General features: G+C 38.3%; 14 protein-coding genes. 7 read left to right on the forward strand and 7 right to left on the reverse strand.

The features are described 5' to 3' along the window. Positions 1–117 precede the first annotated feature (117 nt). Together GSQ84_RS02740 and GSQ84_RS02745 are read left to right on the forward strand one after the other, a co-directional pair. Positions 118–2,145, forward strand: a complete 2,028-nt coding sequence (locus tag GSQ84_RS02740) for a DUF3857 domain-containing protein (RefSeq protein WP_158795718.1) — start codon at positions 118–120, stop codon at positions 2,143–2,145. Further along, positions 2,142–4,040: a DUF3857 domain-containing protein gene (locus tag GSQ84_RS02745; RefSeq protein ID WP_158795719.1), complete on the forward strand. Its 1,899-nt coding sequence runs from the start codon at positions 2,142–2,144 to the stop codon at positions 4,038–4,040. The genes GSQ84_RS02740 and GSQ84_RS02745 overlap by 4 nt, the downstream gene beginning before the upstream one ends. A 12-nt stretch (positions 4,041–4,052) precedes the next feature. Here GSQ84_RS02745 and GSQ84_RS02750 read toward each other — a convergent pair whose 3' ends face one another. From GSQ84_RS02750 to GSQ84_RS02760, 3 genes are all read right to left on the reverse strand, one after another. Then, positions 4,053–5,327, reverse strand: a complete 1,275-nt coding sequence (locus GSQ84_RS02750) for a pitrilysin family protein (protein ID WP_158795720.1) — start codon at positions 5,325–5,327, stop codon at positions 4,053–4,055. Continuing rightward, on the reverse strand, positions 5,320–6,564 hold the full coding sequence (locus GSQ84_RS02755) for a pitrilysin family protein (protein ID WP_158795721.1): 1,245 nt from the start codon (positions 6,562–6,564) through the stop codon (positions 5,320–5,322). The genes GSQ84_RS02750 and GSQ84_RS02755 overlap by 8 nt, the downstream gene beginning before the upstream one ends. A gap of 220 nt (positions 6,565–6,784) precedes the next feature. After that, positions 6,785–7,027 carry a hypothetical protein gene (locus GSQ84_RS02760; RefSeq protein WP_158795722.1) on the reverse strand — a complete coding sequence of 81 codons (243 nt, stop codon included), beginning with the start codon at positions 7,025–7,027 and terminating at the stop codon, positions 6,785–6,787. Between the two features lie 146 nt (positions 7,028–7,173). On the opposite strand from GSQ84_RS02760, the gene mqnC reads away from it, so the two are divergent. Continuing rightward, a complete protein-coding gene (gene mqnC, locus GSQ84_RS02765; RefSeq protein WP_158795723.1) occupies positions 7,174–8,298 on the forward strand; it encodes a cyclic dehypoxanthinyl futalosine synthase in 1,125 nt (374 codons plus the stop codon). Positions 8,299–8,420: 122 nt separating this feature from the next. On the opposite strand, the gene GSQ84_RS02770 is transcribed toward mqnC, so the two are convergent. Then, positions 8,421–9,248 (reverse strand): ferritin-like domain-containing protein, encoded by an 828-nt coding sequence (locus GSQ84_RS02770; RefSeq protein ID WP_158795724.1) that lies wholly within the window; start codon positions 9,246–9,248, stop codon positions 8,421–8,423. Between the two features lie 10 nt (positions 9,249–9,258). After that, positions 9,259–9,978 carry a ferritin-like domain-containing protein gene (locus GSQ84_RS02775; protein ID WP_158795725.1) on the reverse strand — a complete coding sequence of 240 codons (720 nt, stop codon included), beginning with the start codon at positions 9,976–9,978 and terminating at the stop codon, positions 9,259–9,261. A gap of 156 nt (positions 9,979–10,134) precedes the next feature. Here GSQ84_RS02775 and GSQ84_RS02780 point away from each other — a divergent pair, with 156 nt between their 5' ends. From GSQ84_RS02780 to GSQ84_RS02795, 4 genes are all read left to right on the forward strand, one after another. After that, complete coding sequence (locus GSQ84_RS02780; protein WP_158795726.1) at positions 10,135–10,914, forward strand: LytTR family DNA-binding domain-containing protein; 780 nt, start codon at positions 10,135–10,137, stop codon at positions 10,912–10,914. Then, a complete protein-coding gene (locus GSQ84_RS02785) occupies positions 10,826–13,852 on the forward strand; it encodes a sensor histidine kinase (protein ID WP_158795727.1) in 3,027 nt (1,008 codons plus the stop codon). Before GSQ84_RS02780 ends, GSQ84_RS02785 begins: the two co-directional genes overlap by 89 nt. Before the next feature lie 420 nt (positions 13,853–14,272). After that, positions 14,273–14,470: a hypothetical protein gene (locus GSQ84_RS02790; RefSeq protein ID WP_158795728.1), complete on the forward strand. Its 198-nt coding sequence runs from the start codon at positions 14,273–14,275 to the stop codon at positions 14,468–14,470. A gap of 77 nt (positions 14,471–14,547) precedes the next feature. Beyond that, positions 14,548–15,669 carry a GNAT family N-acetyltransferase gene (locus GSQ84_RS02795; protein ID WP_158795729.1) on the forward strand — a complete coding sequence of 374 codons (1,122 nt, stop codon included), beginning with the start codon at positions 14,548–14,550 and terminating at the stop codon, positions 15,667–15,669. Between the two features lie 9 nt (positions 15,670–15,678). On the opposite strand, the gene GSQ84_RS02800 is transcribed toward GSQ84_RS02795, so the two are convergent. Further along, a complete protein-coding gene (locus tag GSQ84_RS02800) occupies positions 15,679–16,008 on the reverse strand; it encodes a helix-turn-helix domain-containing protein (RefSeq protein WP_041884843.1) in 330 nt (109 codons plus the stop codon). A 29-nt stretch (positions 16,009–16,037) separates the two neighbouring features. After that, complete coding sequence (gene murC, locus GSQ84_RS02805; RefSeq protein WP_158795730.1) at positions 16,038–17,390, reverse strand: UDP-N-acetylmuramate--L-alanine ligase; 1,353 nt, start codon at positions 17,388–17,390, stop codon at positions 16,038–16,040. Positions 17,391–17,434 lie beyond the last annotated feature (44 nt).

Genomic DNA, 17,434 nt, shown 5'->3' on the forward strand with positions numbered 1-17,434 from the left:
ATCACCGTAACCATTAATTACATTAAAAGATATAATTATTTATTTCACTTAAATAGGGTTAAATATTTTTTATTAATTAAATTTAATATTACTATTGCATTTACAAAATGCTCCCCGATGTATAAATTATTAAAATTAAGTTTAATAATCCTTTTCTCAGGATTAATTAAAGTAGATGCGCAAACTCCGCAGACTGCACCCCCTGCCCACAAATTCGGAAAAATAACTCCTCAGGAATTCGAAACTAAAGGTTTTGGACAGGATTCTGCAGCTGCTGCAGTAAAGATATTCGATATTGGAGAAGGTTCTTTTGATATCAGTACCAGTACAGGCGGTTTCGTTTATGTATTTTCAAGACATGTACGTTATAAAATCATCAACAAAAACGGATATGACCTTGCCGATCTGGAAATTCAGCTTTATCATGGCAACAAAGGGTCGGAAGAAAAGCTTAGTGCAATACACGCAGCCACTTATAACCTCAATGACAATAAAATTGAGGTGAGTAAAATGGCTACGGATGCAAAATTCACCAGTCAGCTGGATAAAAATATTATCATTAAAAAATTTACCCTCCCCAATGTAAAAGAAGGATCGATCATTGAATATGAATATACTACAACCTCCGATTTTACCTTTAAGCTGGATGACTGGTATTTCCAGAGTTCATATCCATGTAAGTATTCCTCTTATACCATTAAAATCCCCGAATATTTTCAATATAAGCGTGCGTTGGGTGGTTATATTTATGTTCATCAAAACCCCTCTGTACCGGTTACCCAAAACTATTACTTTACAGGCACAAACAATTCCAAGCCAGAAACGGTAACCTCCACCTCTACTGAAACACAATATTTCGCGGAAAATATTCCTGCGATAAAAAGCGAAAATTATATTACTACACTTCAGGATTATATCAGTAAAATAGGCTTTGAGTTAACCTCTACCAGCTTTCCCGGTTCTTCTTATAAAGATTATAGCTCCAGCTGGCCTAAAATCGTAAATGAAATGATGAATGAGGAGAAATTTGGCCAGTTCATCAAACATGATAATTATTCAAAAGGACTTTCCAGCACAATTGTGAAAACTGAGAAAGACCCCGAACTGCAAACAAACCTAATCTTCGATTACATTAAAAACAATATTAAATGGAATGGAAAATATAGTTATTATACTACTGAAACAAATCAAAGGACTGTTCTGGACAAAAAATCAGGTAACTCTGCAGATATTAACCTGAGCCTGTTCTTGCTTTTAAAGGCCGCAGGGATCAACTGTTATCCTGTTTTATTGAGCACCAGAGCAAATGGTGCGCACCCTGGTTATCCATTAGAAACAAAATTTAACAATGTTATTGTTCAGGTAGAAATTGGAGATAAAAAGTTGTTACTGGATGCCACTGACAAGAACCATGTTTGTGACCTGATCAGCTATCAGAATTTAAACCATCAGGGCTTAAGAATAGATCTGAATATGATGGATGCGGAATGGATACCGATAGAAAATATCAATCTGAGCAGAACAAATGTAATGTACATGCTCACCTTAAAAACTGACAATACCCTTACTGGGAGCCTTGCCATTTCGTCAGATAATTATGATGGTTTACAACGGAGAACTGCTTACCAGTCGGCGGCAAGTGAAGCTGAATTTCTGAAGACCTATAAAAGTAATAAAACCGGTTTAGAAATTAGTAATTATAAAATTTCCAACCTGGACCATCCAGATCTGCCATTGATGGAAACAATGGATATTACGATTGAAGATAATGTTGAAGACGCAGGAAACCTTGCTTACCTGATGCCGATGTTATTCGAACGCACCAAAGAAAATCCATTCAGTTTAGAAGAGCGAAATTTCCCTGTAGATTTTGCCCACCCTTTTGAAGAAAATTTCAGATTAACCATTGATTTCCCTGCAACTTATCAGCTGGATAAATTACCTAAAAATGAAAAGTTTGTTTTGCCAAAGGACGCAGGTTCATTTTCAATCATCTACGTAGTTGAAGGAAATAAAATAGCTATCAGAAGTAAGATCAATATATTAAAACCCATTTTCAGCGCTGATGAATATTATACTTTAAAAGAATTGTATAAAAACATTATTCGCAAGCAGGCTGAACAAATTGTATTTAAGAAGTCATGAAAATAAACATCTATTTGTTCACTATCTTATTAAGTTATGCAGGTGTGGCAAAATCACAGGAGAGTTATGATGTCACTAAAATTCCTGCAGAACTAATAAAGAACTCAACAGTTGTTGTGCGTAACGAGGAGCAAAACCTGGTTGTTAAAAGTTTAAGCAACGCTACATTGAGTTATAAAACAGCCATTACCATTTTAAGCAAAAATGGCGACGGTGCTGCTCAGATGTCTGAATATTATGACAAGTTTTCTTCTGTCTACAACCTGAAGGCAACGATGTATAATGCCCAGGGCGTTAAAATAAAATCTTACAAAAGCGCCGACTTTAAAGATGAAAGTTTAACTGCTGATGGAACAATGTATGACGATGACAGAATGAAAAAACTGGAATTTCTAAACACCAATTATCCTTATACCATTGAATATAGTTATGAAAAGGATTTTAATGGTTACATCTATTTCCCTACCTGGAGCCCGCTGGATGAATTTGGCTGTTCGGTAGAAAAATCGAGTTATACATTGCAAAGTCCGCCGGAGATTAAATTCAACTTCTTAAAAAGCGCTGGTATTAAAACCGATTCTGCTGTAGTCAATAATAAAGTAATCTATAAATGGTCATGCCAGAATCTTGCTGCTATTGAATATGAACCAATGGCGACCGGATTGGCTGAAATCACACCATGGGTAAAGACCTCTCCCAATCAGTTTGAATATGATAATTCAATAGGAAAGGTAGATAACTGGAAAAATTTGGGATCCTGGATGTATGCACTGAGCTCACAGGTCCAGACACTTCCTGAAAGTACCAAAGCAACAGTAAAAACCCTGATTGCCAACGCGAAAACGGATAAGGAAAAAATTGATATTCTTTATAGGTATTTACAGTCCAATACCAGATACGTAAGTGTTCAACTGGGCATAGGCGGCTTTAAGCCAATAGACGCATCAAAAGTTGCTACGGTGAATTATGGTGATTGCAAGGCATTGTCTAACTATATGAAGACATTGTTATCAGAAGCTGGTATCCAATCAAACCTCGTTATACTGGGCTCTGGTATGCCATCACTGAATCCCAAATATTCGAGTTTCGGACAAACGAACCATATGATCTTATGTGTGCCCGCCGCTAAGGATACCACCTGGCTGGAATGTACCAGTCAATATATCCCTGCTGGTTTTCTTGGAAATGACGATGCTGCACGTAATGTATTGTTAATCACCTCCGCCGGCGGAAAACTGGTAAAAACACCGGTATATAGCCCCGAGGAAAATTTTCAGAACAGAACTACTACCGTAACTTTAACCCCCGATGGATCGGCAGATATTTTGATTAAAACAGATTATGGCGCCTGCCAGTATGAAGATCATTTAGGAATGATGCTGATCGAACCTACAGACCAGCGAAAACGGTTACTCAACAGCCTTGGAATACCCAATATGGAAATCTCTACGGCCAGCTTCACACAACCTGATAAAAACACGCCTAAATTAGAAAGCAGGATCGCCTTGAAAAGCACACAAATGTTAAGTGAAGGCGGCGACAAGTTATTTCTAACACTAAACCTTTTAAACAGGAAAGAAAGCGTTCCTCAGAAAGTTGAAAACCGCAAAACTCCTTTTGCCCTTCCCTACGGATTTAAAGATACAGATGAAATTATCTATACCCTTCCCCAGGGGTATAAAGCCGAGTTTATACCCAAGGATGTTGTCCTGGAATCAGAGTTCGGAAAATATACATCGAAAGCGATACTGAAAGACAATACCATTGTGTACACCCGCACACAACGGATCAACAGTAAAAAATATCCTCCTGAAAAATATAAGGACCTGGTAGATTTCTATAAGAAAATCTATCTGGCAGATAAAGAAAAAGCAGTACTGGCTAAAGTAAATTAGCCAGTACTAGGCTTATTTTTTCCCTACAATAACTTTAGTGAAGTCTGCAGTATTCAGGTACTTGTTGGCCAAAACCTGTAATTCTTCGGCAGTAATTGTCTTTACCGTATGAATATAGTTGTCATAATAATCATAACCCAATCCTGAGAAATAGATATTTTTGAACTTATCTGCATGGGAGAATGCATTTTCTAAACTCCCCAGCATAGAGCCTAACATATAACTCCTTACCAGATCCAGCTCTTCAGCGGAAACCAGTTCAGATTTTAACAGATCGATCTCTTTTTCAATTTCAGTCAGCGCATTGCTGCACACATCGGCACCTACTTCTGTTGCTATGAAAAAATACCCGGAATCTTTCATGGAAACGATTGCGGAACCAATTCCATAGGTATAACCTTTATCTTCACGGATATTAGCCATTAAACGTGAACCGAAATAACCGCCCAGCAAACAATTCATAACCTGAAATCCAGGAAAATCTGTATGTGTCCTGTTGATGGTTCTTACCCCCATCCTTATAGCCGACTGGATCGCATCAGGACGCTCAACAAAGAGTTCTCCCTTTACAGCAGGCTCAAATGAAAACTGGTTCACAACAGAGGCAGACTTATTGTTCCATTCTTTTCCAAAAAAGTTATTGAGCAAGGCAAATTCTGCGTCTTCAAATTTACCGGCAACAAATATTGTACAGTTCTCAGGTTTATAAGCAGCGCTGAAATAAGCTGTCAGGTCATTTCTTTCCATCGCCTGATAATCATCCATACCGATATCAGAACCATAGGTAGACTGGCCAAAAATGGAATTGGCAAAATTCTTCCTGGCAATAAAATCATTCTTCTGCAGGCTTACTTTTAAAGACTGCTGCTGATTTTGTTTAAAAATATCCAGTTCTTGCTGAGGAAAGATACTCTCATTTAAGATAGACCATAAAATAGGCAATACCGCTTCCAGATGTTTAGTTAGCGTATATACCTTGATATTGGATTGATCTGCACCATAATCGGTTTGCAGAAAAGCACCATAATAATCTACTTCATCAGCAATTTCCCTTGCAGTTAAAGTGCTGGTTCCATTATTGATCAGGTGGCTTACGCCAATAGCCTGCAAGGGCTTGGTCTGATCCCAGTTTACATTTTCAAATACAAATTCAATACGGACCAATTCCTGTTTACCGGCATTAATGGTAAACACTTTAATGCCGTTATCCAATTCCTGTTGTTGAGGAGCAATAAAATTTATTTCATTAACCTGTTTGGATTCAGGCGTAAGCGTACGATCAAGCATTTTCGGAGGTTAAATAATATAAAGTTGAACATTGCTCTCTAACGAAAGTCTTTTTTGCGGCCTGCAGTATTTTTTGGGCATCTACAGCAAGGTATTTATCGATCTCTGTGTTTAAACCTTCTGCATCGCCCAGCAACTCGTAATAAGCAAGGTTCATTGCTTTGTCCAGCAAGCTCATTTCGGCAAATACCATAATAGATTCTGATTTGTTCTTCACTTTGGTCAGCTCTACCGGGGTAACTTCTTCCGTCGCAATTTTATGGAGTTCTGCCCACACCGCATTTTCGGCAGTTTCCATGGCCACTCCCTCACTCAATTTGCCTTCTACCACAAACAAACCTTCATCCATACTGCTCGTAATATATGCATGAACATCACTGAACAACTGCTGCTCTTTCAATAGGCTATTGTACAATCTGGAAGACTGGCCCTGAGAAAGAATGTCTGACATCAAATCGTATGCCTGATAATATTCATCTTTACGGGAAGGCATTTTAAAGGCCATATAAAAAGCATTTAGCGGAACCTTTGCTATGATAGTTTCTTTTCTTTCTTCTGTCTGTACAGGTTCTGCAGGTAAATTCCTGACATATTTATCCCCGGCAGGGATAGGACCAAACCATTTTTCCGCCAGTAATTTAATATCTTCAGTTTTTACATTACCTCCTACCACCATAATGGCATTGCTGGGGTTATAATGTTTTTTAAAGAAGGCCTTAACATCTTCCATCTGCGCATTTTCAATCTGCGCCAGGTCCTGTCCAATGGTTGCCCATCTGTAAGGATGTTTTTTGTAAGCCAAAGGCCTTAACTTCAACCATACATCGCCATAAGGCTGGTTCAAATACCTTTGCTTAAACTCTTCACAAACGACGTTACGCTGTGTTTCCAGACTTTTTTCAGAAAACGCAAGACTCAGCATACGGTCACTTTCCAGCCAGAATGCGGTTTCAATATTGGTTGCCGGTAAGGTGATATAATAATTAGTAATATCATTACTGGTGAAGGCATTGTTTTCTCCCCCCACCCTTTGCAAAGGTTCATCATAACTTGGGATATTTACAGATCCTCCAAACATCAAATGCTCAAAAAGGTGCGCAAAGCCTGTTTTATCCTCTTCTTCGTCCCTGGCTCCAACATCATATAGAATGTTCAATACTGCCATGGGCGTTGTATCATCTTCGTGTACAAGTACACGTAAGCCATTAGCCAGTGTAAAACGATTAAAATCTACCATAAAAAAATATAATTCAGCCAAATATAAGAATAATGAGTTAGGCTAAAATATGATATTTCTTAAACGTGGATTAAAATGGATAAAGGTACATTTTATAGACATTCATATTAGATTTTTGGGACAAATGGGATTGTTTAACGGAATTACCCCATCAACCGATTCAATTAATAAGAAGCGTTAAATAAAGCCACCCCGAATTATCCGGATGGCTTTATTTTTCTTAAGCTTTATCCGTGTTCGATTTTATACCATCTAAACTATCCAGTATCAGATCGATATGATCATCATTCATCGACGCATCCGTATATTTTACCATTACTGCCGAAAAAACATAATCACCTTCATCAAAATCTTTAAGATGACTGTGTGATACCAATGCATAACCCAAATCGCCCAGGTTATTCAGTTGATTTTCAAATGAACTGATGTTATCCTCTACTACTACCTTATATTCCTTAGCCATAATTTTCTTTATTTTTTTTAAAGGTGATCATCAAAATAGAAAATTCAAAGTTTTCATCCAAAACAATATAGGTTATAGCATTTAATGACTGATAATGTGATAATCTCGTGAAATAAAAACAGGAGAACTTATGGTATATTTGTGCTATGAATACTGCCGAATTATTACAAAGGGCTCTGCAATTCGACTTTTTAAGTAAAGAAGAAGGTGTGTTTCTATACCATAATGCTTCAACAGCCGACCTGGCCTTTGTGGCCAATGAATTAAGGAAAAAACAAGTACCAAGTGGCAAAGTTACCTGGCAGATTGACCGCAATGTAAATACAACCAATGTTTGTATTGCCAATTGCAAGTTCTGCAATTTCTTCAGAAGACCCGGACATGAGGACAGCTATATCACTGATATAGAAACTTACAAAGTGAAAATCGAAGAAACTTTCAGACTTGGAGGCGATCAGTTGCTGTTACAGGGAGGACACCATCCCGACCTTGGACTGAGCTTTTACGCCGACCTTTTCAGAAAATTGAAGGAGCTGTATCCTGATCTTAAACTGCATGCTTTAGGTCCGCCGGAAATTGCACACGTAGCTAAACTGGAAAAAATATCCCATACCGAAGTTCTAAAGGCATTAAAAGAAGCAGGAATGGACTCTTTACCTGGTGCCGGTGCCGAAATCCTCAATGACAGGGTAAGAAGACTGATCTCCAAAGGTAAATGCGGCGGTCAGGAATGGCTGGATGTAATGCGTGCAGCCCATCAGCTGGATATTACAACCTCTGCAACCATGATGTTTGGCCACGTGGAAACTATAGATGAAAGATTTGAACATTTAGTTTGGATAAGGGAAGTACAAAGTGAAAAACCTGAAAGTGCAAAAGGCTTTTTAGCCTTTATCCCATGGCCTTTTCAGGATGATGGTACTTTATTAAAACGCCTGAGAGGCATCACCAATGATGTTTCCGGAGATGAATATATCAGGATGCTTGCCCTGAGCAGGATCATGCTGCCTAACATCAAAAATATACAGGCTTCCTGGTTAACAGTAGGCAAGAACGTAGCACAATTGTGCTTACACGCGGGTGCAAACGATTTTGGATCTATTATGATTGAAGAAAATGTTGTTTCTGCAGCAGGTGCCCCTCACCGTTTCACGGCAAAAGGAATACAGGATGCCATCAGGGAGGCTGGTTTTGAACCACAACTGAGAGGTCAGCAATACAACTACCGTGATATGCCAGAGCAACTGGAAGAACAGGTAATCAACTATTAAAGGCAAGTAATAGATTATTCAGAAACGGGTAATCAAATATCTCTGCTAATTTGGTATAAAAAACAGAAGAGGACAATTTGTCCTCTTCCTATCTTAAACCTAAACAAACTATTATTCTATTCTTATCTGATAAATAAAGAAGCAATAGCTAATACTGCCTCTTTTGTTAAAGGCTCATCAAAAGAAGCTGTTGCAGCTGCTGTAGAAACCCCCAGACTAGTAATATCAACACCAGCCTGTGTAATGTTATCTTCACCAGCATAAGTCATGTCTAACTGTGGAACACCACTATCATTCGCACCAGTAATCCATGGTGTTAAAGCTGTCAAACCACCTCCTTCAGTAGTTCTGCGTGCCTGACGAATGTGTGAAGCGTGACGTGCTTCAACTGAATGTATCTGTAAAGCTGTTTTTAATACACCTGGTGCACTGATTAAATTACCGGCCTGGCCTTTATAAGCTCTTACGCCTGTATCTTCAAATCCTTGTGCTACAGCCAGGAAAGTTGGGAAGCTGGAGAATACTGTAGGGAAATTACCTTTTGCAGTATAATCAAAATTAGCTGCTGTGAAACTTACCGGTGTACCACCCGAAGCAGTGATCGCTCCTTTTAACAAAGCAACGTGCTCCATTTCGTGAGTAAGAATGGTGTTGATTGCACTGGTGTGCACTCCTGAAGGAACTAATCCTGATGAAGCAGCACCTGTCTGATAAAAATAAAACTCAATATATTCTAAAGTCAATGCGAAGTTCAGTACATCTAAAACTGTTGATGAAGTCTGTCCGTATGCTTTTTTGAACATTGAACCTAAGGCAAGAGGAACCGCAGCCAAAGCTACTTTAGATCCAAAACCATAAAATTCTTTCATTGCTGCTCTGCGGGGACTTATACGTTCGTATATTTCACCATCTACTTTTTCAATTTCTTCTAATATGTTTACGATATTCATGATGTTCTGATTAAGATGTTGCTGTTGGTAAGTTAGATCCGTTAATTGTAGTTTTCACATATGTTTGTGCTATTGCAAGCACATCCTTTGGTGCCCTTGCAGCATCCAAACCATTTAAATCGATTACAGTTGAATCTGCAAACGTTCCATCACTGATCAGATCGCGTATCAGAGCAGCATGGCGTGCTTCAACTGAAACGATTTTGCCAGCAAGCAATAAATAATCTGCAGACTTGATCAGGTTACCAGCACCATTATAAGCTGAAACACCCAAATCTTCGAATGCTTTAGCCGTAGCCAATACATTTTGTCTTACACTGAAATTAATTGAGGTAAAATCTACTGTTAAACCAATGATCGCAGAAGCTCCCAGGGCTTTTTTGAAAAACTCTCTGTGCGCTATCTCATGATCCCTGATGTCAGTTAACAAACCCAGTTCATAAGCAGAGATACCAGAATATGGAGATTGTACTACAGCAGTATAAAATGCAGCTTCCAGTTGTTCTAAAGCATAAGCGTAATTTAAGATACCAACATCACCTGATCCTAAATTAACTCCTGCACTATTGCCTGTATTTTGGTTGTCTTTTTTACATCCGGCAGCAATCAAAGCTATACCGGCTGCTCCCGCTCCTGCATACTGTAAGAAAGATCTGCGTTGGAGGGATGCAGTCAGGATACCGCTTTCTTTGTGCAGTAATTCCTGATCTTCTGGTTGGAAATTTTTCATAGGTATTATTTTAAATAATGGGTTCGATTATATTTTTTTATGTTTGCGTATATAGCTCCACATACGGGGGAAAAAATGATTCGGTTTTGACATAAACTGGATTACTCCCTTGGGCTCTGTCAATTATTATTTTCACCCTATAAGAATTAAACGCCTGTGCTTAATGTAATTATAGTTGATGACGAAGAATTTGCCCGCTCTTCCCTGTATTTTCTCTTACAGGAAAACTGCGAAAATGTACGCATCTGTGGAATTGCAAAATCTGTAGATGAAGCGCGCGAATTGCTTTTAAATGAGGACATTGATCTTATTTTTCTGGATATCGCCATGCCCGGAAAAAATGGCTTTGAACTGATTCCGGATGCTAAAGCTCACCATGCCCAGGTAGTATTTACAACTGCATTTGACCAGTATGCTTTGAAGGCAATTAAAGCCAGTGCACTGGACTATTTATTAAAGCCTATCGACATTGATGAACTCAGGGAAACTGTAGAAAAAGCAGCTAAACTGATAAAACATAACGCGCCCGAAGCTGATAAAAGTGAATCTTTGAAGCAGCTTGCCTCAGTGTTATCCGACAGATCTGAGATCCGAAAGCTCAGTTTACCCAATGGCCAGGGTTATACGCTGATCGGGGTAGATGAGATTATCCACATCGAAGCCGATAGCAATTATTCTGTTTTTCACTTGGAAAACAGGGAGAAAATTACAGTTTCCAGGATCCTTAAAGACTATGAGGAGATCCTTCCTGATGACCAGTTTGTACGTATCCACAAATCCAGTATTGTAAACCTGAATTATTTGAAAGAATACAATTCCAAAAACGGACTGGAAGTTTTGCTGAAAAATGGAGAAAAAATTGCAGTTTCACGCAGAAGGGCAAGTGTTTTTGTGGAAAAAGTTAAATTATACACCAGTTTTACAAGTGAAAAGTAAAGTAATAGCATCCTTTTTAAAAGGATCTCTGCTAGTTATTCTTTTGTTTTTACCGGGCATTTATGCTGCCGGACAAAGCCCTTTTATCAAACATTACAGTACTAAAGACGGCCTGCCCAGCAACAATTGTTATTTTACACTGCAGGATAAAAAAGGTTATATCTGGATCGCTTCTGACGCTGGCGTAAGCCGCTTTGACGGGAAGGTTTTTGAATCTTTTTCCATTGATGAAGGTTTGCCCGATAACCAGATCATCCGCCTCAATGAAGACCGTACAGGAAGGATCTGGTTTTCCGCATTCAATGGCCAGCTCAGCTACTTTTACAATGGAAAAATCTACAATGAGCATAACAATAAACTACTCAGGTTACTCAAATTCAGCGGAATAATTATATCATTTTTTGAAGACAGTAAAGAAAACCTCTGGCTTGGAACCAATAAAAACCTGCTGGTTAGATGGGATGGAAAGTCAGTCAGGAAATATACTTCCGCCAGCCATTCCGGTCAGTTTATCAACACTTTTGTATATGAAGATAAAGCCGGGAAAATATGGGCCAGCAGCGCCCATTGCCTGCACCTGTTTGACGGATCTACTTTTAAACGGGTAAAACAAACTATTGATCCATTTTCTTATAAAACAGCTGTAAACCTGCCCGACAAAACGATGCTTTTTTTAGACAGTAAAGGGCTCAATTTTAATGATGGAGAACAGCAAAGGCTCACCTTAAAGATAGATAATTCACTGCTGACTGATAATCCCGGATATTTTTATGCTGAAAATGAAAAGGATATCTGGTTGACTAACAATTCCGGCGTTTACCACCTTAAAAGCGATGGATCGCAAATACATTACCTTCATCATATCACTACCAGCCAGGCAATCAAAGACAACAAAGGCAACATGTGGTTCACCACAAATAATGGTATTTATATGTTGCCCGAACAATCTAAAAGGATATATGTGATTGATGAACATACCGGCTTAAGCAGTAATGGTGTGAAGAGTATCATGAAAGACCGGCTAAACAGGTTATGGCTGGGATTGGACAATGGAGTGATCGATATCCTTAAAAAACCGACTAATGTAGTGAGCAGGATTGATCTGCCCGATAAAAAGAAATTCGGCAGTATTAAACAGCTGGCGATGGATTCTAGCGGAAAAATAGTCTTTTTTGCTTCAGATTATGGGCTGGGTAGCTTAAAAAATAACGGGGAGATCACGGGAGCGATCTCTTATCTGCAAGAGACCAATAATTTTGGTTTCGTACTCAAAAATTTCAGCCTCAGCAGAAATAACCATCTTGCGATGGCACTTTCATCAGGAGTAGTGCTATTGAACGACCCTGTTCATCAGTTATCATTTAATTCCTCTGCTTATAAAGAAGGGGGAAATTTTTTTAGCAGCAGGTCTTACCGGGTATATTATGACCAGTCAGAAAATCTGTGGTTCTCCAATACCAGCGGCTTAGCTCAATTTTCAGCAAAAAAATTGTACACGCGTTATCTCCAGGACTCATTGCTCACCAAAAGAATAAATGATATTGCCCAGCTGCCAGATAGCACCCTGGTATTGGCTACAGATGGATATGGCCTGCTTTTTTTTAAACACAACCGGCTGATCAGGCATCTTACCCGTAAAAATGGACTTGCCAATAACATCTGTAAAAAAATTTTTCTTCAGAAAGATTATATATGGGTAATCAATAACAGTGCAGTAAACAGGGTTTTCCTGAAAGGCAGTTATCCGGTAGAAACATTTGAGTATACCAATAGCCTGCTGGATAATGATGTTAACGGCCTGTATGTTGATAGGGATACTGCCTATTTTGCCACAAACCACGGCCTTGTTTTTTTTGAAAGTAAAGCCTTTAACAAGTTGCAGGAAGCCCCAGTGGTAATGATTTCAGCAATTAATACCCGTAAAAAACGACTGGATATTAACTCTCCTTCTATAGTCCTGGAACCGGGAGATAACAACATCGTTTTTTATTACAGCGCTATTGATTTTCAAAACAATACCCTTTTATACCGGTACAGGCTAAAAACCAGTGGCAGCTGGACAGAGACAAAAAGCAGGCATCTGGAGTTTTCCTCCCTCTCACCTGGAAAATATACCTTTGAAATCAGTGCTAAAACCAGTAACAGCCAGTGGAGTAAACCTGAACGTGTAACCTTTGTACTCAAGGGGCATCCGTGGCAGTCTTTATGGTTCCTGTTTTTACTCCTGCTGATAGCGAGTATTAGCTTTTACAAAATAGCGGTAAAGATAACCAGACAGCAAAAAGATAAGGAGCAGCAGAAATTAGTTTTAAAGAACAGGATACTCATGCTGGAACAACAGGCCTTACAGGCCATGATGAATCCTCATTTTGTATTTAATGTAATGAATTCCATTCAGCACTACATCAATACAAAAGATACTTCTTCTGCCAATAAGGTATTAACAGGGTTTGCGAGACTGATTAGAAAAAACCTGGATATCTGTACAAAAAGTTTTATTTCACTGGAAGAGGAAATCGAATATTTAACGCTTTACCTGAGCCTTGAAAAAAAGAGATTTGGAGAAAAGTTCAACTACACGATCACCGTTGGGGAAAATATTGATCAGGATGAAACGATGATTCCTTCCATGATCCTGCAGCCCTATATTGAAAATGCGATCTGGCATGGGATTATGCCGCTGGAAGAAGGTGGTGAAGTTGAGATCAGTATTGATCATCATGGTGCTGATAAACTACTGATAAAGATTATCGACAATGGTATAGGAATAGACAATTCCATAAAAGATAAAAGGGGCCACCATGAGAGTAAAGGCATGAACCTCACCCAGGAGAGGATTAACCTGCTCAACCAGATTGAAGAGAATCCCATACAAATATACATCAGTCAGAATGGTAATTCCGGCACAACGATCGCGATCACTATTCCCAACTGCTAGTCATTTACCGTTTACTCAACCAAACCTACCACTTACTAAGTATAATTGATATCCTATTAAAATAGCATTAAACTTGTTATAGATATTAAAGCAAACTTAGTTTGTAAATCGTTCTTATAGAATTGGTAAAAGATATTTTTTCACCTAACCTAAAACTTATCTCAATTCAGGTTTCATTTGTGTGTTAAAAGTGGTAAAGCCAAAACTTTACCACTTTTTTTTTGCAAAAAAATTAGTTATCTGACCAGCAACCGGTTGAACTTTCTTAGCATAATTTTGAAAAAAGTTCTTTTTTTGAAAAGCTTTTTATGTTAATTTTGGATAGGGAAAAAAATCAATAAAATAGCCTTAGTGCTATTTAAAAAGATTTTTCGTAATTTTAACATATCAATAAATTCTGGCAATTTTATTATTAGACAAATGGCAAATCCAAAAAAATCCGTTAAGAAAGGTTCATTAGATGATCAGGCGCAGGACAAGGAAATGAATGATGAAAATTTTGATGACACCACAGAAACCAAGAAGAAGTTTGACGACGATGATGACGATGATTTTGACTTGCCGTTAGATGACCTGGATACGTTCGACGATTTTGATGACGAGGACGATAATTACTAAATCATTCCGATTCACCCATATTTACAGAGCATCTTAAACCAAGATGCTTTTTTATTTAAAATCCAATTTCATCCCTGATGCAAATCATTCCTGTTACCAGTTCACAGACAAAAAAAGAGTTTTTAGCCGTTCCGCATTCTATCTACCAAAATGACAAAAACTGGATCTGCCCACTGGACCAGGATGTGGAAAAAACCTTCGACCCTAAAAAAAACCCATTTTTTAAACATGGTGAATGTAGCCGGTGGATACTTAAAGATGATCAGGGTATAACTATTGGCCGTGTTGCTGCTTTTATCAATACTAAAAAGGCATATCACTACGAACAGCCTACCGGGGGAATGGGATTTTTTGAATGTACGAACAACCAGGAAGCCGCCTTTAAGCTGTTTGATACCGCACAGGATTGGCTGAAAGAAAAGGGAATGAAGGCCATGGATGGTCCTATTAATTTTGGGGAGAATGATACTTTCTGGGGATTACTGGTAGAGGGTTTTACCCCGCCTTCTTACGGGATGAACTATAATCCTGCTTATTACCAGGTCTTTTTTGAAAACTACGGCTTTGTAACTTCCTATCAGCAAATCACCAATCACCTAAACGTAAGGGCCCCATTCCCCGAACGTTTTACAAAAATTGCTACCTGGGTGGCTAATAAACCGGGGTATACCTTTGAACATTTCTCTAAAAAGAATGCAGAAAAGTATGTAAACGACCTGATGGAAATCTATAATGATGGTTGGAAAGATTTTGAAAACTTCGTGCCGATCAAAAAAGAGACCCTACAGGAGAGTTTTAAGCAGATGGAGGCAATCATGGATGAAAAACTAATTTGGTTTGCTTACCTGAACGGAGAACCGGCTTCATTCGTAGTTATTATCCCTGATGCTAATCAAATGATAAAGGATTTTAACGGCAAACTGGGTCTAATTGAAAAGTTGAAATTTGTTTACAGAAGATGGAAAGGCGTAAACAGGATGAGGGCAATAGTGATGGGGACTAAAACAGCTTATCAAAAACACGGATTGGAATCTGCTTTATTTATTAAGCTTAAAGAATATGTACTCCCGATGGAGCAATATGACGAACTGGAGCTTTCCTGGGTAGGTGATTTTAATGATAAAATGCTCTCTATTCATGAAGCAACAGGTGCCACTTTTGGAAAGCGGCACCTTACGCTGCGTAAATTGTTCTCTTAAAAAAGAGATCTATTTTTCCCTGATCTCTTCGTAAAGATCAATCACCTTCTTTTGAAGTTTGATGATCTCTTCTTCTCTCAGTGAAAGTTTCGCTTTAAGGTTATTGATCTCTTCAAAGTTTACCGATTGAGGGTTTTCCCCTTCTTTAGAGATAATGTCCATTGTTGAAACTTCAAAAAGGTTAGCGATCTGAGCAAGTCTTGAAATGTTAATGTCTGTAATTCCAGTTTCAATTTTAGAAAATGCGGGAATAGAGATATTTAATCTTTTAGCTACTTCGCCTTGGCTCCATCCGTTTTTCTGACGAAGCTGTCTGATGTTTTTACCGATAATGTTCATTTTTTATAAATTTAGGTGTGTTTTGTTCTTCAATTATTCAACTCATGTGCCAGTTTAACTAAATCAATACCGCCAAAATTGCCTGAGCTCATCATTAGCAGGTTGGTATTGGTAAAATCAAGTCCCCTCAAATATTGTTCAAGGGTATCGGCATTGTCAAAAAAAGTAAGCCTGCTGTTCTTAAATGCTGTTTGAACATCAATTACTGTAAAAGGTTTAATTTTTTTTTGTTGAAATGTCTTTTCATCAATATATACGATAGAATTATCTGCCTGGATCATTGTATCTGCATATTGCAGTAAAAAATTTTTATTTAAACTACTAAATGTGTGTAATTCTATACAAGCTACTAACTTTCTTTCCTCAAATTGTGACTTTACTGCCTCAATTGTCGCTTTTAACTTGGATGGTGAATGTGCAAAATCTTTATACACACTGGTATTATTTTTAGCAAATAACAACTCCAATCTTTTAGCAGCCCCTTTAAAGGAAGTAATTGCCTGATAGAAGTCAGCCTCATTAATCCCAACCGCTTCACAAACCAATTTCGCAGCGCTTAAATTCATAAGGTTATGATCACCAAAAACTTTCAGCGGCAGGTTTTGAGGAAGTAAATATGTTACACCATCTTTAACGCTGTGCGGTGGGATTTCGTACCCGGTTTTAGTGATTAACGATTGGTTTGCATCAACAATATTACATAATTCTTTATCACTCTCACAATAGATTAATATTCCCCCAGGTTGTATCGTATCAATAAATATTTCAAATTGCTTTAAATAATCCTCAAAAGTTGGAAATACGTTAACATGATCCCACGCTACACCACTGATTACGGCAATATTTGCTTGATAAAGATGAAACTTTGGCCTCCTGTCAATTGGAGAAGCTAAATACTCATCTCCTTCAATAATTATCATCGGTGCCGAATCAGTTACCTTTACCATGGTATCAAATCCTTCCAGCTGTGCCCCTACCAGGTAATCAAAATCCTTTCCGTGGTAGTTAAGTACATGCAGGATCATAGAGGTAATAGTGGTTTTACCATGGCTGCCTCCTATAACTACCCTTACCTTATCCTTGGTTTGCTCATAGATATACTCAGGATAAGAATAGATCTTTAGCCCAAGTGTACGCGCACGCAATAATTCCGGGTTATCCACCAGTGCGTGCATACCTAATATCACCGCATCGAGATCCGGGGTAATAGATTCTTCAAACCAACCCATTTTGTCAGGTAGTAAGCCATACCTGGACAGTCTGCTGGCAGAAGGTTCAAATATCATATCATCAGAACCAGTCACTGTAAAACCTTTTTTGTATAAAGCTATTGCAAGATTATGCATTGCACTTCCCCCTATAGCTATAAAATGTATTCGCATCTCAAATATTAAAAAAAATAACGTAATTAAAGAATTTTTTTCAT

The sequence above is a fragment of the Pedobacter sp. L105 genome (assembly GCF_009765875.1).
Taxonomy (GTDB): Bacteria; Bacteroidota; Bacteroidia; order Sphingobacteriales; family Sphingobacteriaceae; genus Pedobacter.